Here is a 19,454-nt window from a genome sequence, read left to right on the forward strand (position 1 = left end):
GCGCTTGTCAGGAAAATCCTACAGGAGTACAAATGTACTCCATGACGAACCTGACTCCCCGCCGTACCGCCATCCTGACGTTTATCCGCGAGCGAATCGCCGAACACGGTCAGCCCCCAAGCCTCGCTGAAATCAGCGAGGCTTTTGGTTTTGCCTCGCGCAGCGTGGCGCGCAAACACGTGCTCGCGCTCACTGAAGCCGGGTTTATCGAGGTCAACCCCAATCAGGCCCGGGGCATTCGCCTGCTCGGGCAGCCGCCGCGTCCGGAGCTGCTCGACATCCCCGTGCTCGGTCGCGTCGCTGCCGGTGCGCCGATTGGCGCCGATGCCGATATCCATAGCCGCTTGCTGCTCGATCCGGCTCTGTTCTCGCGCACACCCGATTACATGCTGCGGGTGCAGGGCGATTCGATGATCGAGGACGGCATTCTCGACGGCGATCTGGTCGGCGTGCGGCGCAATCCCGAGGCGCTCAACGGCCAGATCGTGGTGGCGCGACTCGACGGTGAAGTCACCATCAAACGCTTCGAACGGCTCGGCGATGAAGTGCGGCTGTTGCCGCGCAACCCGGCGTATCAGCCGATTGTCGTGCGCGATGATCAGGATCTGGCCATCGAAGGGGTGTTCTGTGGTCTGGTGAGGCAAGGCTGATGGGCGCCGTCGTTGCGTTGGATACGCTGTTCAATGGCGGCCAGGTCTGGAAGGGCCGGCCTGCGCCCCCGGCCGCCAGTCCGCAACCGACCGGGCACGCCGCGCTGGACGCGGCACTGCCCAGCGGTGGCTGGCCGGAAGCGGCGCTGAGCGAAATCCTCTTGGCCGGCCCCGGTGTTGGTGAACTGCAACTGGTCTGGCCGACGCTGGCGCGGTTGTCGGCGGCGGGCGAGCGCATTGTGCTGGTGGCGCCGCCATTCGTGCCGTACCCGCAGGCGTGGGAAAACGCCGGGGTCGATCTGCGTCAGTTGTCGGTGATTCAGGCCAGCGAGCGCGATGCCTTGTGGGCGGCCGAGCAGTGTTTGCGTTCCGGCAGTTGCGGCGCGGTGCTGTGCTGGCCGCACAAGGCCGATGATCGCGCGTTGCGCCGTTTGCAGGTGGCGGCGGAAACCGGCCAGACCCTGGCATTTGCCTGGCGGCCGTTGAGTGAAGCGGTCAACCCGTCACCGGCGGCACTGCGCATTGCCATCGATGCCAAGCCTGCGCAGTTGCGCGTGCTCAAGTGCCGTGGCGGTTTGGCGCGTGCGGCGCCGATTGCCTTTGCCGTGGGTCACTGAGGTCGCCATGCGCTGGGTGTGTATTGTGTTTCCGCAATTGGCCTTGGACGCGGTGCTGCGGCAACGTCCCGATCCCGATGAACCGTTGGTGCTGCTCAGCGGCCCGGCCCAACGGCGGGTGCTGCAAGCGGTTAACCCGGCGGCGCGCAAACTCGGTCTGCGCGCCGGTCAGTCGATGACCGCTGCGCAGGCGATGAGCAAAGGTTTTGCCACCGCTGACTACGAGGCTGCCGAGGTCGAGCATTGGCAGCAATTTCTCGCCGCGTGGGCCTACCGTTTCAGCGCGCAAGTCAGCGTGCATTACCCGCGCACCGTGGTCTTCGAGATCGAATCGAGCCTGGGCCTGTTCGGCTCCTGGGCGCAGTTCGAAGCACGACTGCGCCAGGAACTGACCGAGCTGGGCTTTCGTCATCGCATCGTCGCCGCACCCAATCCGGTGGCGGCGCGAGTGCTGGCCAATGCTTACGATGGCTTGGTGGTGCCGGACGGCGAGGCCTTGCAGCATCACCTCGGCCAGTTGCCTGTCGACCGCGTAGGCCTGGAGCCAAGTGTAGCCACGGCGTTGTCGCGCATGGGCCTGCGCAACCTCAGTCAGGTGCAGAACCTGCCGCGTCAGGCGCTGGCCCGCCGTTTTGAGGCGCAGATGCTCAAGCATCTCGACACCTTGTTCGGTGCGCGGCCATTGGCGCTGGAGTTTTACCTGCCGCCGGATCGCTTCGATGTGCGCATCGAACTCAATTTTGACGTGCAATCGCATCAGGCCTTGTTGTTCCCGCTGCGGCGTTTGACTGGCGATCTGTCGGCGTTCCTCTGTGGGCGTGACAGCGGCGTGCAGCGTTTCGACCTGCATCTGGAACACGCCGGGTTGGCGGACAGCGTGATCAAGGTTGGTTTGCTCAGCGCCGAACGTGATCCGGCGATGCTCTTCGAACTGGCGCGCGGGCGCCTGGAGCAAGTGCAAGTCGAGGCGCCCGTGCGTGGCTTTCGTCTGCGCGCCGAGGATCTGCCGAGCTTCGTGCCGCAGTTTCAGGAGCTGTTCGACGACCGTCCGCAGCAGACCTTGCCGTGGGAGCAATTGCGCGAACGTCTGCGTGCACGCTTGGGCGATGACGCCGTGCAGGGGTTGCGCTTTCAGGCCGATCATCGCCCCGAGTGCGCGTGGCAGCACGGCGTCGACAAACAACGCTGCGCAGGTTTGCCCAGTGTGCACCGTCCGGGCTGGTTACTCGGCGAGCCGCAAAGCGTGGCAGAAGGTTCGGCGCGGATTCTCATGGGCCCGGAGCGTATCGAATCGGGCTGGTGGGACGGCGACGATGTGCGCCGCGATTATTACCTGATCCAGAACCGCGCCGGCCAACAGGGCTGGGCTTATCGCGCGGTGGGCGAGGGCGGTCCGTTGTGGCTGCAGGGCTGGTTTGCATGAACGATGGCTATGCCGAACTGCACTGCCTGTCGAACTTCAGTTTTCAGCGCGGTGCTTCCAGTGCCCTTGAGTTGTTCCAGCGAGCGAAAAAACATGGCTATCAAGCGCTGGCAATCACCGATGAATGCACATTGGCCGGGATCGTCCGCGCCTGGCAAGCGGCGAAATCGGTTGAGCTGCCGCTGATCATCGGCAGTGAAGTGCGCATTGAAAACGGCCCGAAACTGCTGTTGCTGGTGGAGAACCTGGCGGGCTACCAGGCCCTGTGCGGTTTGATCACCCGTGCGCGGCGGCGCACGCAGAAAGGCCAGTATCAAGTGCTGCGTGAGGACTTCGCCGAGCCGCTACCGGGGTTGCTGGTGTTGTGGGTGCCGGACTCGCTTGATCAGGTGGACGAGGGCCGTTGGCTGCGGCAGACCTTCGGCGAGCGCCTGTGGCTGGCGGTGCAATTGCATCGTGGCCAGGACGATCAGCAGCGGTTGGCGGCATTGTTGAGTCTGGCCGCCGAGTTGCAGATTGCGGCCGTGGCCAGTGGTGATGTGCACATGCACGCCCGTGGCCGGCGCGCCTTGCAGGACACCATGACGGCGATCCGTCATCACGTGCCGGTGGCCGAAGCCGGGTTGCGCTTGCACCCCAATGGCGAACGGCATTTGCGCAGTGTCGAGGTGTTGCGCGAGTTGTATCCGCAGGCCTTGCTCGACGAATCGGTGAGTCTGGCCCGGCGCTGCACCTTCGATCTGGGCGAGTTGCGTTATCAATACCCCAAAGAACTGGTGCCTGAGGGGCACAGCGCCAGTTCCTGGTTGCGTCATCTGACCGAAGAGGGCATCGCCTGGCGTTGGCCCAAAGGCCCGCAAGCCAAAGTGCTCAAGCAGATCGACGACGAGCTGAAACTCATCGCCGAACTCGGCTACGAAAGCTACTTCCTCACCGTGCACGACGTGGTGCGCTTCGCCCGCGAGCAAAAGATTCTGTGTCAGGGCCGTGGCTCGGCAGCCAACTCGGCGGTGTGTTTCGCCTTGGGCATCACCGAAATCGACCCGGACCGCACCACGCTGCTGTTCGAACGCTTCATGTCCAAGGAGCGCAACGAGCCGCCGGACATCGACGTCGACTTCGAACACGAACGCCGCGAAGAAGTCCTGCAATACGTGTTTCGCCGTTATGGCCGTGGTCGTGCCGCGCTGACCGCGGTGGTCAGCACTTACCACGCTGCCGGTGCGGTGCGCGACGTGGCCAAGGCCTTGGGCCTGCCGCCGGATCAGATCAATGCATTGGCCGATTGCTGCGGCCACTGGAGTGATGAAACGCCGCCGCTCGAGCGTTTGCTTGAGGGGGGCTTCGACCCGGACAGTCCGGTGTTGCGCCGGGTGCTGAGCCTGACCGGGCAGTTGATCGGCTTCCCCCGACACCTGTCGCAGCACCCCGGTGGCTTCGTGATTTCCGAGCAGCCGCTGGACACCCTGGTGCCGGTCGAGAACGCCGCCATGGCCGAGCGCACGATCATCCAGTGGGACAAGGACGACCTCGACGCGGTCGGCCTGCTCAAGGTGGATATCCTCGCCCTCGGCATGCTCAGCGCGATTCGCCGCTGTTTCGACCTGCTGCGGCGTCACCGCAATCGGGACCTGAGCCTGGCGACCATTCCGACCGAAGACAAACCGACCTACGACATGATCAGCCGCGCTGACACCATCGGCGTGTTCCAGATCGAGTCGCGGGCGCAGATGTCGATGCTGCCACGCCTGAAACCGGCGAAGTTCTATGACTTGGTGATTGAGGTGGCCATCGTCCGTCCGGGGCCGATTCAGGGCGGGATGGTCCATCCGTACCTGCGGCGCCGGAACAAGGAAGAAAAAGAAACCTACCCGTCGCCGGAGCTGGAAGTGGTGCTCAAACGCACCCTCGGCGTGCCGCTGTTTCAGGAACAGGTGATGCAGATCGCCATTGTCGCCGCCGATTACAGCCCCGGTGAGGCCGATCAATTACGTCGCTCGATGGCCGCGTGGAAACGCCATGGCGGACTGGAGCCGCACAAGGAGCGACTGGCCGCCGGCATGAAGAAAAACGGCTACACGCCAGAGTTCGCCGCGCAGATTTTCGAGCAGATCAAAGGCTTCGGCAGTTACGGTTTCCCCGAATCCCACGCTGCCAGTTTTGCCTTGCTGACCTACGCCAGTTGTTGGCTCAAGTGCCACGAACCGGCCGCCTTCGCCTGTGCGCTGATCAACAGCTGGCCGATGGGTTTCTACAGCCCCGATCAGATTCTGCAGGACGCACGCCGGCATCAGTTGCAGATCCGCCCGGTCGACGTGCGCGCCAGTGACTGGGATTGCAGCCTGGAAACCACCACCGGGGCGCAACCGGCGATTCGCATGGGCCTGCGCATGATCAAGGGCTTTCGCGAGGACGACGCCCGGCGCATCGAGGCGGCGCGCGAGCGCGGGGCGTTTGCCGATGTCGCCGACCTCGGCGAACGGGCTGCGCTCGACAGTCGGGCGCAGGCGTTGCTGGCTGATTCCGGGGCGTTGCGCGGTTTGGCCGGGCATCGGCATCGGGCGCGCTGGGAAGTCGCCGGGGTGCAGAAACAGCTGGGGTTGTTTGCCGGATTGCCGAGTCAGGAAGAGCCGGACGTGGTGTTGCCCAAGCCGAGTGTCGGCGAGGATCTGCACGCGGACTACACCACGATTGGCACCACGTTGGGCCCGCACCCGCTGGCGTTGTTGCGTGGCGAACTGAAGGCGCGGCGCTGTCGCAGTTCGCAGGAATTACTTGAGGTCGAGCACGGCCGGCCGGTGAGCGTTGCCGGGCTGGTGACCGGGCGCCAACGACCGGGCACCGCCAGTGGCGTGACCTTCGTGACCCTGGAAGATGAATTCGGCAACGTCAACGTGGTGGTCTGGCGCGATCTGGCCGAGCGTCAGCGGCAAGTGCTGGTCGGCTCGCAACTTCTGAAAGTCGATGGCCGCTGGGAGCGCGAAGGCGAAGTGCGCCACCTGATCGCCGGCCGCCTGAGCGATCTCAGCCCGCTGCTCAATGGCATCCGCGTGCAGAGCCGCGATTTTCACTGATCCTTTCTCCCAAGCCAAACACCAACCCACCCCAGACACAAAACCCTGTGGGAGCGAGCTTGCTCGCGAAGGCGGTGCATCAGACAAATATTCGTTGAATGACGAACCGCTTTCGCGAGCAAGCTCGCTCCCACAATGGATTTGCGTAAGGCCAATCAAGCCAATTCATTGGCGTCAAAAAAATCCTGTCGCGAATGATGGCACTTTGTCATAATGCCGGCCCTTTTCAGTTCCCGACCGCATTGCCGTGGCGGGGCATCCCCGTTTTTCAAAAGGAATACTCAGTGAGAATGATCTCCCGGATGCTGGTCTCAGGCGTCGCGATTGCTGTGCTCGGCACGATTGCCGGCACACTCGCCGGTTGCGCCACCGAAAGCTCCCGCGCGCTGCCAGTGGCCAAGGTGGAAAGCGCCACTCAGGTCTGGACCGGCGTTCGTGTGCCAATGGCCGTGGGCAAGTTCGACAACCGTTCGAGCTACATGCGCGGAATCTTCTCCGACGGCGTCGACCGTCTCGGCGGTCAGGCCAAGACCATTCTGATCACCCACTTGCAGCAGACCAACCGCTTCAGCGTGCTGGATCGCGACAACATGGGCGAAATCCAGCAGGAAGCGGCGATCAAGGGCCAGGCCCAGCGTCTCAAAGGCGCTGATTATGTGGTCACCGGTGACGTCACCGAATTCGGCCGCAAAGAGACCGGCGATCATCAGTTGTTCGGCATTCTCGGCCGTGGCAAAACCCAGGTCGCCTACGCCAAGGTCAACCTGAACATCGTCAACATCAGCACCTCCGAAGTGGTCTATTCGACCCAGGGCGCCGGCGAATACGCCTTGTCCAACCGCGAAATCATCGGCTTCGGCGGCACCGCTGCCTACGACTCGACCCTCAACGGCAAAGTACTGGATCTGGCCATGCGCGAGGCGATCAATCGTCTGGTCGATGGCATGAACGCCGGTGCCTGGAAACCGGGCAACTGATCGACGCCCATTGCAAGGAGCAACACCCATGAATCTGACTTTGTCGCGCTCGCTAATGGCGCTGACGCTGGCCGCCAGCGCCTTGCTGGCCGGTTGTGCTTCCGGCCCGAAAACCCTGTATCAGTGGGAAGGCTACGAACCCCAGGTCTACGAATACTTCAAAGGCGAAGAGCCGAAAGAAGCCCAGGCTGAAGCGCTGGAACGTGACCTGCAGAAAATCCGCTCCACTGGCAAAGCCGTGCCGCCGGGTTACCACGCGCACCTTGGCCTGCTCTATCTGAGCATGGGCAAGGACGACCAGATGGTGCAGCAGTTCAACACCGAGAAAACCCTGTTCCCCGAGTCCGGCACGTACATGGACTTCCTGCTCAAGAACGCCAAGAGCGGAGACGCGAAATGATCGCGCGCACCTTGAAACTGCTGGCTGCCGGTTTGGCCCTGACCGTGCTGGGTGGCTGCGTCGCGCCCAAGACCGTGGATTATTCGGCCTACAAACAAGCGCGGCCGAAGACCATTCTGGTGCTGCCGCCACTGAACACCTCGCCGGACGTGAAGGCCTCGTACAGCCTCTTGTCGCAAGTGACGTTCCCGTTGGCCGAAGCCGGTTACTACGTGTTGCCAATTGCGCTGGTGGACGAGACGTTCCGCCAGAACGGCCTGACCACGCCGGACGATATCCATCAGGCACCGCCGAACAAACTGAAGGAAATCTTCGGTGCGGACGCAGCGCTGTACATCACCGTGACCGAATACGGCACGCGTTACATGGTGATCAGCAGCGAAACCGCGGTGACCGCGACGGCGAAACTGGTTGACCTGAAAAGCGGCACCACGCTGTGGACCGGTTCGGCGCGGGCGTCGAGCGAGGAGGGCAACAACGGCAACGCCGGTGGGTTGATCGGTATGCTGATCACCGCGGCAGTGAAGCAGATCATCAACAGTTCGACCGACGCCGGCTACCCGATTGCCGGTAGGGCGAGCAATCGTCTGCTCTCGGCCGGGCATCCGGCAGGCCTGCTGTACGGCCCGCGCTCGCCGAAGTACGGCACGGACTGAGCCCGGTAATGATCGTTCCCACGCGCTGCGTGGGAACGCATCCCGTGACGCTCCGCGTCACAGTGGACGCAGAGCGTCCATAGCGGCATTCCCACGCAGAGCGTGGGAACGATCATGAATCAACGCTCTGGCCAAAACCGCTCGCCACCGCCCGTGCGCCTGATCGCATCCAAGCCCAGCGTCTTCGGACCGATCCACTCATCGCGCACATGCGCCTTCAACACCTCGCCAAAACTGATCTCCCGCAACTGACCAATGTTCAGCGCCATCATCCGCCCGTATGCAATATATGAATGCAATTTGCCAAGGCCCGGATTAACCTGCGTCTGCCGCCCTTTTTCCATGGCCAGGCATCGTCAGGGGTTGGTTGCCCGACGCTACAGGAGTGTTCGAATGACCGAGAAGAAACTGGAAACCACGGTCGACCGCGTCTACCAAGGGGTTTACGAGGCGATCAGCAAGCGTTCGTTGCGCCCCGGCATGAAACTGGGTGAAGCCTCGCTGGCCGAGTTATTTAATGTCAGTCGCACGTCGGTGCGCGCCGCATTGAAGCAATTGGAGGCCGATGGCCTGGTCACCACCGAGCCCAATAAAGGTGCGTCGGTGTCGTTGCCGAGCAATGAAGAGATCCGTTCGCTGTTCGAAACCCGGCGCCTGATCGAGATCGGCATCGTCACCGAACTGTGCCGCCGCAAGGACAGCGCCGCGATGCAGGACTTGCGTGAACACCTGTTGCTGGAAGATCAAGCGCACGCTGCCGGCGACCACGAACGGCTGATTCATCTGCTCGGCGAGTTCCACATCAAACTGGCGCGCAGCCTGAACAATCCGGTGCTGCTCGACTGGTTCCAGAAGCTGATCTCCCGCGCCTCGCTGTACGCGGCTGCGCTGGACGACGACAGTCATGAGGTGTGCCGCGATGACGAACACCTGCGCCTGATCGAGTACATCGAGGCCGGCAATCAAAGCGCCGCGATCGAGCTGACCTGCATGCATTTGAACGGTATCGAGAAGGCCATTCTCGACGTCGCCGCGAAGATGAAAACTGGCTACCATCCGCTCAAGCACCTGATCGGGGTCTAGTCTGCTGGCGGGGATGAAATCGGCTATAACTCACATGAAACCAATACGCTTGCAGACGCTCGAAACAGACGGGCGTCGCGTCGTTCTGGCGTCGCGATTTATCGGGCAATCACCACAGGACACTGAGTCAGTCGATGCAGTTTTTATCCGATAGCCATGGTTGTGATGGCTGGAAAGGCGAGATGGCCGGGCGCATCAGTGCGTTCGACTGGCGCCACACCGAACTTGGCCCTCTGAACAGCTGGCCGGCCAGCCTGTGCAGCGCGGTGCAACTGATGCTGGCCTCGCCACTGCCGATGGTCATGCTCTGGGGCCGCGCCGGCTACATGATCTACAACGACGCCTATTCGAAGTTTGCCGGCGGTCGCCATCCGTATCTGCTCGGCTCGCCAGTTGAACTGGGCTGGCCGGAAGTCGCCGATTTCAATCGCAATGTGGTCGATACCTGCCTGGCCGGTGGCACCTTGTCGTTTCGCAATAAAGTATTGGTACTGCTGCGCGATGGCGTTCCGGAAGACGTCTGGCTCGATCTTTATTACAGCCCTGTGGCCAATGACGAGGGGGCTCCTGCTGGCGTGATGGCGATGGTGGTGGAAACCACCGAGTTTGTGAACTCCGAACGCCTGCGCCAGGAAGCGGAAGACGCCTACCGAGCCGACAACGAAAGGGTGCGACTGGCACTGAATGCCGGCGCGTTGCTTGGCTCGTTTGTCTGGGACGTGAAAAACAACACGCTGTCAGCAGATGAGCGTTTTGCCCGTACCTTCTCTTACCCGCCGGATCACGACCTGAGCAATCTGGCCCAGGACATTGCCGAGTCGCGCATCCATCCCGATGACCACGCCTGGGTGCAAGAGCGCGTTGCCCATTCCGTGCAGACCGGCGAGCCGTATAACGCTGAATACCGCGTCCAGCGGATTGACGGCAGCTATCTTTGGGTGCTGGCCAGCGGCGGCTGCGAGTTCGACGAGCACGGCAAGCCGCTGCGCTTTCCCGGCGTGTTGATCGATATTCATGAACGCAAGATTGCCGAAGAATCCCTGCTCAAATTTACCCGCAACCTCGAACAGCGCGTGGCCGAAGAGGTCGAGGCACGCCTGGCGGCGGAAGAGCAGTTGCGCCAGTCGCAGAAGCTTGAGGCCATCGGAGGTCTGACGGGTGGCGTCGCTCACGACTTCAATAATCTGCTGCAAGTGATCGCCGGCAATCTGCATTTGCTCGCCCGCCATGAACCGAACAACGCCAATGTGCAGCGCCGGGTCAGTGCCTCGCTGGCGGCGGTCGAGCGCGGCGCCAAGCTGTCCTCGCAATTGCTCGCGTTTGCCCGTCGTCAACCGTTGTCGCCGGCGGTGTGCAACCCGCAGCAGATTTTCGAAGGCGTTGGCGAATTGCTGCAACGGGCGCTGGGCGAAACCATTCAGATCGACGTGCAGTTGCCGCCCGCGCCATGGCACATCAACGTCGACCGCAATCAACTGGAAAACGCCATTCTCAATCTGGCGATCAACGCCCGCGATGCCATGAAGGGCGAGGGCACCATCGGGCTCAGCGCTGCCAACGTGCAACTCGACCGCGAGTTTTGTGCCGGTAAAGGCATCGTTCCCGGCGAGTTTGTCCGAGTCGCCGTCAGTGACAGCGGCGCTGGCATTGCGCAAGACATTCTCGAGCAGGTGTTCGAGCCGTTTTTCACCACCAAGGCCGATGGCCAGGGCACCGGGTTGGGCTTGAGCATGGTCTTCGGCTTCGTCAAACAGAGCGGCGGGCATGTCGACATTGCCAGTGCGATCGGCGAGGGCACGCGGGTGCAGTTGTACTTCCCGCGCAGTTTGCGGCCGATCCTCGACGAGTCGCCCAATCTGCAACGGCAGCAGAGCGGTGGTCACGAGAAGATTCTGGTGGTCGAGGACAACGACGCGGTGCGCGCCTCGGCGGTCGAGTTGCTGCGCGAGGAAGGTTATCGCGTGTTGACTGCCGGCAATGGCGATGCGGCCATGCAGATGCTCCTTGAAGGTGTCGAGGTCGACCTGATCTTCACCGACGTGGTCATGCCGGGGCTGATCAAGAGTTCCGACCTGTTCGCCTGGGCCAAGGTGCAGACGCCGCCGGTGGCGGTGCTGTTCACCTCCGGGCACACCCGCGACATCATCTCGCGCAATCATCAGTTGAGCTCCGACACGCATTTGCTCGGCAAACCGTATAGCCCAGAGGCCATGTTGCAGATGATTCGCGTGGTGCTCGGTAGCTGAGCGTTGAACATTCCTTCACCAAGGCAGGTCGATGACTTCCAAACGCACCTCCAAAGCGCCCGCCGGCATGGTCCGGGTGCGCGGCGCCCGTGAACACAACCTGAAAAACGTCGACGTCGACATTCCCCGCGATGCGCTGGTGGTGTTCACCGGCGTGTCCGGTTCGGGCAAATCCTCGTTGGCGTTCTCGACCTTGTATGCCGAAGCCCAGCGCCGCTACTTCGAATCAGTGGCGCCCTACGCGCGACGGCTGATCGATCAGGTCGGCGTGCCGGATGTCGACTCCATCGAAGGCCTGCCGCCGGCCGTGGCCCTGCAACAGCAACGCGGCACGCCAAGCACGCGCTCATCGGTGGGCAGCGTGACGACGTTATCGAGCCTGATCCGCATGCTCTATTCGCGCGCCGGCAGTTACCCGCCGGGGCAGCCGATGCTTTACGCCGAGGATTTTTCGCCGAACACGCCGCAGGGCGCCTGCCCGGAATGCCATGGCCTCGGGCGGGTGTATGAAGTCACCGAAGCGCTGATGGTGCCGGACCCGAACCTGACCATCCGCCAGCGCGCCGTGGCTTCCTGGCCGTTGGCGTGGCAGGGGCAGAACCTGCGCGACATCCTCGTGACCATGGGCATCGATGTCGACATCCCGTGGAAAAAGCTGCCGAAAAAACAGCGCGACTGGATCCTCTTCACCGAAGACACCCCGACCGTGCCGGTATACGCCGGGCTGACCCCGGAAGAAACCCGCGTCGCCCTCAAGCGCAAGATGGAACCGAGTTATCAGGGCACCTTCAGCGGCGCCCGGCGCTACATCCTGCACACCTTCAGTCATTCGCAAAGTGCGCTGATGAAGAAGCGTGTTGCGCAGTTCATGCTCGGCAGTCCTTGTCCGTTGTGTGACGGCAAGCGCCTGAAACGTGAAGCGTTGTCGGTGACGTTTGCCGGGTATGACATCGGTGAGCTGGCGCAGATGCCTTTGCTGCAAGTGGCTGACGTACTCAGGCCAGTGGCAGCGCTCAGTTACCTCGAGCAGCCTGAAGAAACTGGCGAGACGTTGAGCCACGCGCAAACCCGCGAGGCTCGCCAGCAGCGCGTGGCCCATGGCGCCAGCGGGCATGCGAGTGCACCGGATGTACGGCACACGCCAAACCTGTCGCTGGAAAAACGTTTGGCCGCGCAGTGCATTGCCGAGGATTTGCTGGAGCGGGTCAGCACCCTGACCGATCTGGGCCTGGGTTATCTGGCGCTGGAACGCAGCACGCCAACGCTGTCGTCCGGTGAGTTGCAGCGCTTGCGCCTGGCAACGCAGTTGGGCTCGCAGTTATTTGGCGTGATCTATGTGCTGGATGAACCCTCCGCCGGCCTGCACCCGGCCGATGGCGAAGCGCTGTTCGAAGCCTTGCAACGCTTGAAGGCTGACGGCAACACGCTGTTTGTGGTCGAGCATGACCTGGAAACCATGCGCCGCGCCGACTGGTTGATCGACGTCGGGCCGGCGGCGGGCGAGCAGGGCGGGCAGGTGTTGTACAGCGGCCCCCCGGCAGGTCTGGCCGAGATCGAGCAATCGCAGACTCGTGCTTATCTGTTTGCCGAAGCGCAGCGTCAGACCCGCACTGCGCGCAAACCGACGGCGTGGCTGAAACTCGACGGCATCACGCGCAATAACCTGAACAACCTCAGTGCCGAGTTTCCGCTGGGTTGCTTTACCTCGGTGACCGGCGTGTCTGGCTCGGGCAAATCGAGTCTGGTCAGTCAGGCATTGCTTGAGCTGGTGGGCGCGCAGCTCGGACGGCCGACCGTTGACGCTGAGCCGGAAGAACTCAGCCTCGAAGATGACGCGCCGCAGGTCAGCGGCGGCCAGGTGACCTCAGGGCTGGAGTCGATCAAGCGTCTGGTGCAGGTCGACCAGAAACCCATCGGCCGCACGCCACGCTCCAACCTGGCGACGTACACCGGGCTGTTCGACAACGTGCGCAAGCTGTTCGCCGCCACGCCCGACGCGCAAGCGGCGGGGTATGACGCCGGGCAGTTCTCGTTCAACGTCGCCAAGGGCCGCTGCGCGACGTGCGAAGGCGAAGGCTTTGTCAGTGTTGAATTGCTGTTCATGCCCAGCGTCTACGCACCGTGCCCGACCTGCCATGGCGCGCGCTACAACCCGCAGACGCTGGCGATTCTCTGGGAGGGCCTGAGCATCGCGCAGGTGCTGCAACTTACCGTCGCTGAAGCGGTGACGGTGTTTGCCGAGCAGCCGGGGATTCGTCGTTCGCTGGAAGTGCTGCGCGACATCGGTCTGGGCTATCTGCGCCTGGGCCAACCGGCCACGGAGTTGTCCGGCGGCGAGGCGCAGCGGATCAAACTGGCCACCGAGTTGCAGCGCAACCAGCGCGGCGCGACCTTGTATGTGCTGGATGAACCGACCACCGGGTTGCATCCGCGCGATGTCGATCGATTGCTGGAACAGCTGGATACGCTGGTGACGGCGGGGCACACGGTGATCGTGGTCGAGCACGAAATGCGCGTGGTGGCGCAGAGTGACTGGGTGATCGACATCGGGCCGGGGGCGGGGGATCAGGGCGGCAGAATTGTGGTGGCGGGCACGCCGCAGAAGGTTGCGGCGAGCAAGAAGAGCCGTACTGCGCCGTATCTCGCCCGGGCGTTGAACCGCTAACGGTGTTGGCTGGACTGACGCTTTCGCGAGCAAGCTCGCTCCCACATTGGATCTGTAATCTACAGAAATATTTGTGGGAGCGAGCTTGCTCGCGAAGGCGTTGGGTCAGGCGCCATCGAGGGTGCGGCGAACCTTGTCGAGCAGTTCACTGATCTGAAACGGCTTGACCAGCATGTCCATGCCACTGCCCAGAAACACCTGACGATTGAGCGCTGTTTCTGCATAACCGGTCATGAACAGAATCGGCAGCGCGTCACGCCAACCGCGCGCGACATCCGCCAGCTCGCGACCGCTCATGCGCGGCAGGCCAACATCGGTCAGCAACAGGTTGATCGACGGATCGTTCTGCAAGCGCTCCAGCGCTGTTTCAATATCCGCCGCCTGCGTGCAGCGATAACCGGCGTCCTCCAGCACTTCGGTGACAAACATGCGCACCGCCGACATGTCTTCGACAATCAGCACATGTTCGCCGGTGCCCTGCGGGTCGACCACTGGCGCGGGGGTGTCGACGCCAGTCGGGTCAGTGGTGGCCGGCAACATGATCGTCACTTCGGTGCCACGCCGCGCGACGCTGCGGATGTGCGCATCGCCACCCGATTGACGGGCGAAACCGTAGATCGTCGACAGCCCTAAACCGGTGCCTTGGCCGAGCGGTTTGGTGGTGAAGAACGGATCGAACACCTTGTCGATCACGTTGTGCTCGATGCCTGTACCGTCATCGCGCACCGACAGCGCCACGTAAGCTCCGTCAGCCAGATTCGGATCGCCGTGGGAATACGCCGAGTAGGTGTTGACCCAGATATTGCCGCCCGAAGGCAACGCATCGCGGGCGTTGATCACCAGATTCAACACGGCGCTTTCCAGTTGCACCGGGTCGACCAGCGCGATGGCCGGTTTATTGGTCAGCTCAAGTTTGAGGGTGATGCGTTCACCGATGGTGCGCATCAGCAATTCTTCCAGCGAGCGCACCTGCTCGTTGATGTCCACCGGGCGGGTGTCGAGCGGTTGCTGACGGGCAAACGCCAACAGGCGATGGGTCAGGGATGCTGCGCTCATCGCTGAATTCAGCGCCGCCTCGGCGTAAAACTGCACCTTGTCCGGACGCGCATCGGCCACGCGTTTTTGAATCAACTCAAGGCTGGTAATGATGCCGGTCAGCAGGTTGTTGAAGTCGTGGGCGATACCGCCGGTGAGTTTGCCCAGCGCGTCCATTTTCTGCACTTGCAGCAACTGCGCCTCGGCGCGCGCACGTTCGGCGACTTCCTTGGCCAGTTGCGTGGTGGTGTCGTCCAGACGCGCCAGATGCGAGCGCTCGCGATGCCGGTGCTCGGTGACATCCTCGACGAATACCAGGCTTGATTCGGGGGTGCGGTACGGCGAAATCTGCCACTCGGTTTCGCGGATCTGGCCCTGCACACGCATGTTCAGCGTGCCCTTCCAGCGCTCGCCATCGACCAGCCGCAGGCGCAGTTCATTGAGGATGGCGCTCTGCTCCTCGGCGAAGCATTCACGCAGGATTTGCGGGTCCTGATTGTCGAGAATCAGTTGCGCGAAGGCATGGTTGCACTCATGCACCTTGAGGCTGGCATCGAGCACTGCAATCGGTGCGGAAACGTTGGCGAAAATCTCGCGAAACCGCGCTTCACTTTCGCGCAGGGCATTTTCCGTGTCGCGCACCCGCAGCAGCGTACGCAGGGTGGCCAGCAACACGTCGGGGTCGACCGGGTGAATCAGGTAGGCATCGGCGCCGGCATCGAGGCCGGTGATGATATCGCCAGTCTGAATCGACGCCGCCGAGACATGGATCACCGGCAGCAGCGCGGTGCGGCTGTCGGCGCGCAAAATGCGCACGATGTCGAAGCCGCTCATGTCCGGCAGATTGACGTCGAGAATCAACGCATCGAGTGCTTCGCTGTCGATCAGCGCCAGCCCCTCGCCACCCGTGCCGGCCTCCAGCACTTCATAGCCGTGACGCTCCAGCCGCCGACGCAGGGCGTAGCGGGTGGCGACGTTGTCGTCGACGATCAACAGGCGGATGTCACGTTTCATCGACGTTCTCCAGAGCGATCGCCAGTGGAATGATCACGAAGAAGGTCGAACCGACCCCCGGCGTGCTTTCCAGCCCGACTTCACCGCCGAGCAGGGCGGCGAAGCGTTTACACAGGGACAGGCCCAGCCCGGTGCCACGCAGGCGTTTCTGCAACGGCGAGTCGACCTGGGAAAAGTCTTCGAACAATGCGCCATGCAGCTCGGCAGCGATACCGATTCCGGTGTCGCTGACGGCGAAACGGATCTTGTCCGCACCTTCGAGCCGCGCGGAAACCCGCACTTCGCCACGGGTGGTGAATTTCAGCGAATTGGAAATGAAGTTACGCAGGATTTGCCCGAGTTTCTTGTCATCGGTGTACAGCCGGGGCAAGCCGATCGGTTCTTCAAAGATCAAATCCACCGCCGACGCATCGACAATCGGCCGGAACATCCCGCGCAGCGCCGAGAACAGGTCGAACATGTCGAACCACGCCGGGGAAATGCTGATGCGCCCGGCCTCGATCTTCGCCAGATCGAGCAAGTCGTCGACCATGTCGCTGAGCTCGCGGGCGGCGGTGCTGACGAATGCCACTTGCTTGTGCTGCTCCGGGCTGAGCGGGCCGTCAAGTTCGTCGGCGAGCAGGCTGTTGATGCTCAGGATCGAACCCAGTGGCGTGCGAAACTCATGACTCATGTACGAGAGAAAGCGGCTTTTCAGGTCCGAAGCCTGGCGCAATTCCTCTGCCTGTGTGTCGAGTTCTGCGTACAGGGCCAGCACGCCCTGATTGGTTTCATCGAGTTCTTCGCGCAGGGCCGCGGTCTCGCTCTGCAACTGTGCAATCAGCGCAGTCTGTTCGGCGCTGCTCAGAATGGGCGATTCAGCCATGGGCGGCCTCCAGGGCAACGACCAGCACCGTTACATCGTCGCGCCCGCGACAGAAATCGCGGTGCAGGACGCTGGCTATCACGGCGGGATGGCGGTGCACCAGACCGGGGTAGTCTTGAAGGTTCCAACGGGACTGCAAGCCGTCGCTGTACATGATCAAAAGATGTCCATTCACGTGAGCATAGTCAAAAGGCCGGGCTTTCCGGTATTGCACGCCGACAATACCCGGATGCGAGGCCAGTCCGCGGGTTTTTTCGGCGTTGATCAGACTGCCGCCGATGTTGCCGACACCGGCAAACGTCAGGCGGTCCCACCGGGCATCGAACTGGGCAAACGCGACGGCGCCGCCACGGGTGCCAATCATGTCGCGGTGCATGTCTTCCATCAGCATCACCGGTTCGGCGAACGGCGACAGGGCAAAGGTTTCGGCGCCGGCGCGGCCGGCGCGTTCGGCTTCTTCACCGTGACCCAGGCCGTCGACGATCAGCGCGCTGAGGTTGCCGTCTTCATAGGCCAGGTGCCAGACATCGCCGCACGCGGGATCGTTGTGCAGTGAATGCTGACTGACACCGAAGCGCATGTCGGGTGCGCGATCGGTGCGCGGATACAGGCGGGCCAATAACACCGCGCCGCGGGCATCGGCATACACATCGAACACCTCGGTCTGGCGCGATACCGCGCCGAGGCCGATGCCTTGCGTGCCACCGGTAGAAAAACCGTCGGCCAGGCAGGCCTCCAGATCAAAGCCCTGGGCACGATCGATGGCGAGCATTTCCAGGCCGAAACCATCGGCGCGCGGCAACACCCGCAGGTGCATTTCGCCGTGGTTGGCGTGTTTGAGCACGTTACTTGCCAGCTCCGTCGCCACCAGCGCCACTCGCCCGGCATCGCGCTCATCGAACCCGTGTTGCTCGGCCAGTTGCTGCGCAGTACGCCGTGCGTGGCCGATCTGGCTGCTGTCTTCTATGGGCAGCACTTGCGTCAGGCTTGCGCCGATATTCATGTCCATCGTGTGATCGTTATGCGTGTGCCTTTGCCGGGCTCTGTTTCCAGTTCGAACTCTTCGACCAGGCGTTTGGCGCCGGTCAGGCCCAGGCCCATGCCGCTGCCGGACGTCCAGCCGTCAGTCATCGCCAGTTTCAGGTCGGGAATGCCCGGGCCCTCGTCGCGGAAGGTCAGGCGCAGGCCGACCTTGTGATCCTCATCGAGAATTTGCCAGTCCATGTCGCCGCCGCCACCGTAAACCATGGTGTTGCGCGCCAGTTCGCTGACGGCCGTGACCATTTTCGTCAGGTCGATCAGGCGCATTCCGCATTCACTGGCCAGTTTGCGTGCGGTCTGGCGCGCGAGCACGACATCTTGCTCGATGTGGATGGGTTGAGTACCGCTGCTGCGTACGGTCATTGCCGGTCTACTCGTTCCTGCAGCAGCTTCATCCCGCGCTCGACGTTCAATGCCGTGCTGACACCGGGCAGGGTCAGGCCGAGTTCGACCAGGGTGATCGCCACCGCCGGCTGCATGCCGACCAGCATGGTTTCGGCGTCCATGATTTTCGACAGGCCGGAGATCGTGCTGATCATTCGGCCAATGAACGAATCGACCATGTCCAGCGCCGAGATATCGATCAGCACGCCACGCGCCGAGGTCGTGCTGATGCGCTCGGACAAGTCGTCCTGCAAGGTGAGGGCGAGCTGGTCATGCATGTCGACCTGAATGGTCACCAGCAGGAACTTGCCCATCTGAAGAATCGGAATTCTTTCCATGGGTTCAGACCGCTTTGCCGATGCTGATGCCCAGGCGGGTCAGGGCCAGTTTCAAGGCATCCGCCAGATTGGCTTTGGTGACAACGCCTTGCAGGTCGAGGCCGAGGTGGACGATGGTCTGCGCGATTTGCGGACGTACGCCACTGATGATGCAGTCGGCGCCCATCAGGCGGATCGCGGTGACGGTTTTCAGCAGGTGCTGGGCGACCAGGGTGTCGACGGTAGGTACGCCGGTGATGTCGATGATGGCGATTTCCGAGCCGGTGTCGACGATGCGTTGCAGCAGCGATTCCATCACCACTTGCGTGCGTTGCGAGTCGAGCGTGCCGATCATTGGCAGGGCGAGCACGCCGTCCCACAGCTTGACCACCGGGGTCGACAGCTCCAGCAGTTCTTCCTGCTGGCGCTTGATCACCGCCTCGCGGGATTTCTGGAAGGTGCGGATGGTGTGCATGCCGAGCGCATCGAGCAGTTCGGAGATTTCCCACAGCTGTTCGGCGAGCAGCGCCGGCTGGTCTTTGTAATGGGCCTGGAGCAGGTTAAACAGCGGGCCCTTGAGGGCGAAGATGAAACTGGCAGTCTGTTGCGAATCCTGGCCGAGCAGGGCACGGCTGTGGGAGAGCTTTTCGAGGAACTGGCGGATGGCGTCCCAGCCCGGCGCGGCGATATTGGAGCCGTTGTCGTTCTCGATGCCACTGACAACCAATTGCAGGAATTCGCTGGTCTGTTGCTGCAGATCGTGCTCTTTCAGGTTACGGGTGGCGCCGCTGGCTTGCAGGCCGTTGATCCATTCGCCCAGCAGTTGTGCTTGTTTGTTTTTCATCGCATCGAGTGTGCTGTTCTGCAGTGCTGCCATGTGCCTGTTGCTCCGTCGCGAATAGGGGGGCGATCGTGGAAAGTGATCGCCGCGGAATGATCGACATTTGCCGTTCGAAATAGTTGTTCGTTCTTGCACGTATATTTTTGATCTGGCGCAAGGAACGTCC

Annotated in this window: 16 protein-coding genes and 1 pseudogene; 10 read left to right on the forward strand and 7 right to left on the reverse strand. The window is 62.4% G+C overall.

All coding sequences use genetic code 11. The features are described 5' to 3' along the window. Positions 1 to 32 precede the first annotated feature (32 nt). The 7 genes from lexA to WA225_RS15495 all read left to right on the forward strand — a co-directional run bounded on the left by lexA (position 33) and on the right by WA225_RS15495 (position 7,797). On the forward strand, positions 33 to 650 hold the full coding sequence (lexA, locus tag WA225_RS15465) for a transcriptional repressor LexA (protein ID WP_422608563.1): 618 nt from the start codon (positions 33 to 35) through the stop codon (positions 648 to 650). Beyond that, the gene (gene imuA, locus WA225_RS15470; protein WP_095121011.1) at positions 650 to 1,267 is read left to right on the forward strand and encodes a translesion DNA synthesis-associated protein ImuA; all 618 of its coding nucleotides are present in this window, start codon (positions 650 to 652) and stop codon (positions 1,265 to 1,267) included. The genes lexA and imuA overlap by 1 nt, the downstream gene beginning before the upstream one ends. Positions 1,268 to 1,274: 7 nt before the next feature. Next, entirely contained in the window at positions 1,275 to 2,690 is a 1,416-nt protein-coding gene (locus WA225_RS15475; protein WP_422608564.1) for a Y-family DNA polymerase, read from the forward strand. Next, on the forward strand, positions 2,687 to 5,764 hold the full coding sequence (locus WA225_RS15480; RefSeq protein ID WP_422608565.1) for an error-prone DNA polymerase: 3,078 nt from the start codon (positions 2,687 to 2,689) through the stop codon (positions 5,762 to 5,764). Before WA225_RS15475 ends, WA225_RS15480 begins: the two co-directional genes overlap by 4 nt. A gap of 290 nt (positions 5,765 to 6,054) precedes the next feature. Next, entirely contained in the window at positions 6,055 to 6,741 is a 687-nt protein-coding gene (locus tag WA225_RS15485) for a CsgG/HfaB family protein (RefSeq protein WP_161986630.1), read from the forward strand. Between the two features lie 28 nt (positions 6,742 to 6,769). Continuing rightward, on the forward strand, positions 6,770 to 7,141 hold the full coding sequence (locus tag WA225_RS15490; RefSeq protein WP_422608566.1) for a DUF4810 domain-containing protein: 372 nt from the start codon (positions 6,770 to 6,772) through the stop codon (positions 7,139 to 7,141). Next, complete coding sequence (locus tag WA225_RS15495; protein WP_422608567.1) at positions 7,138 to 7,797, forward strand: DUF799 domain-containing protein; 660 nt, start codon at positions 7,138 to 7,140, stop codon at positions 7,795 to 7,797. Before WA225_RS15490 ends, WA225_RS15495 begins: the two co-directional genes overlap by 4 nt. 119 nt (positions 7,798 to 7,916) lie before the next feature. Here WA225_RS15495 and WA225_RS15500 read toward each other — a convergent pair. Continuing rightward, positions 7,917 to 8,111 (reverse strand): annotated as a pseudogene (locus WA225_RS15500) (flavin reductase family protein); the annotation flags it as partial. Positions 8,112 to 8,190: 79 nt separating this feature from the next. On the opposite strand from WA225_RS15500, the gene WA225_RS15505 reads away from it, so the two are divergent. The 3 genes from WA225_RS15505 to WA225_RS15515 all read left to right on the forward strand — a co-directional run bounded on the left by WA225_RS15505 (position 8,191) and on the right by WA225_RS15515 (position 13,791). Beyond that, a complete protein-coding gene (locus WA225_RS15505) occupies positions 8,191 to 8,880 on the forward strand; it encodes a GntR family transcriptional regulator (protein WP_064387687.1) in 690 nt (229 codons plus the stop codon). A 134-nt stretch (positions 8,881 to 9,014) separates the two neighbouring features. Further along, positions 9,015 to 11,126, forward strand: a complete 2,112-nt coding sequence (locus WA225_RS15510; RefSeq protein ID WP_422608568.1) for an ATP-binding protein — start codon at positions 9,015 to 9,017, stop codon at positions 11,124 to 11,126. Positions 11,127 to 11,157: 31 nt separating this feature from the next. Continuing rightward, positions 11,158 to 13,791, forward strand: a complete 2,634-nt coding sequence (locus WA225_RS15515) for an excinuclease ABC subunit A (protein WP_422608569.1) — start codon at positions 11,158 to 11,160, stop codon at positions 13,789 to 13,791. 105 nt (positions 13,792 to 13,896) lie between these two features. On the opposite strand, the gene WA225_RS15520 is transcribed toward WA225_RS15515, so the two are convergent. The 6 genes from WA225_RS15520 to WA225_RS15545 are packed head-to-tail and all read right to left on the reverse strand — an operon-like array spanning position 13,897 to position 19,324. Continuing rightward, positions 13,897 to 15,840, reverse strand: coding sequence for a response regulator (locus WA225_RS15520; RefSeq protein ID WP_422608570.1), 1,944 nt, complete (start codon positions 15,838 to 15,840; stop codon positions 13,897 to 13,899). Continuing rightward, entirely contained in the window at positions 15,830 to 16,705 is an 876-nt protein-coding gene (locus tag WA225_RS15525; RefSeq protein WP_422608571.1) for a sensor histidine kinase, read from the reverse strand. The genes WA225_RS15520 and WA225_RS15525 overlap by 11 nt, the downstream gene beginning before the upstream one ends. Then, a complete protein-coding gene (locus WA225_RS15530; RefSeq protein WP_422608926.1) occupies positions 16,698 to 17,708 on the reverse strand; it encodes an ATP-binding protein in 1,011 nt (336 codons plus the stop codon). The genes WA225_RS15525 and WA225_RS15530 overlap by 8 nt, the downstream gene beginning before the upstream one ends. Beyond that, positions 17,705 to 18,109 (reverse strand): anti-sigma regulatory factor, encoded by a 405-nt coding sequence (locus WA225_RS15535; RefSeq protein WP_422608572.1) that lies wholly within the window; start codon positions 18,107 to 18,109, stop codon positions 17,705 to 17,707. Before WA225_RS15535 ends, WA225_RS15530 begins: the two co-directional genes overlap by 4 nt. After that, positions 18,106 to 18,468 (reverse strand): STAS domain-containing protein, encoded by a 363-nt coding sequence (locus WA225_RS15540; RefSeq protein ID WP_422608573.1) that lies wholly within the window; start codon positions 18,466 to 18,468, stop codon positions 18,106 to 18,108. The genes WA225_RS15535 and WA225_RS15540 overlap by 4 nt, the downstream gene beginning before the upstream one ends. 4 nt (positions 18,469 to 18,472) lie before the next feature. Continuing rightward, complete coding sequence (locus tag WA225_RS15545) at positions 18,473 to 19,324, reverse strand: STAS domain-containing protein (RefSeq protein ID WP_422608574.1); 852 nt, start codon at positions 19,322 to 19,324, stop codon at positions 18,473 to 18,475. Between the last annotated feature and the right edge of the window lie 130 nt (positions 19,325 to 19,454).

It is taken from the genome of Pseudomonas sp. (genome assembly GCF_049300855.1).
GTDB lineage: Bacteria > Pseudomonadota > Gammaproteobacteria > Pseudomonadales > Pseudomonadaceae > Aquipseudomonas.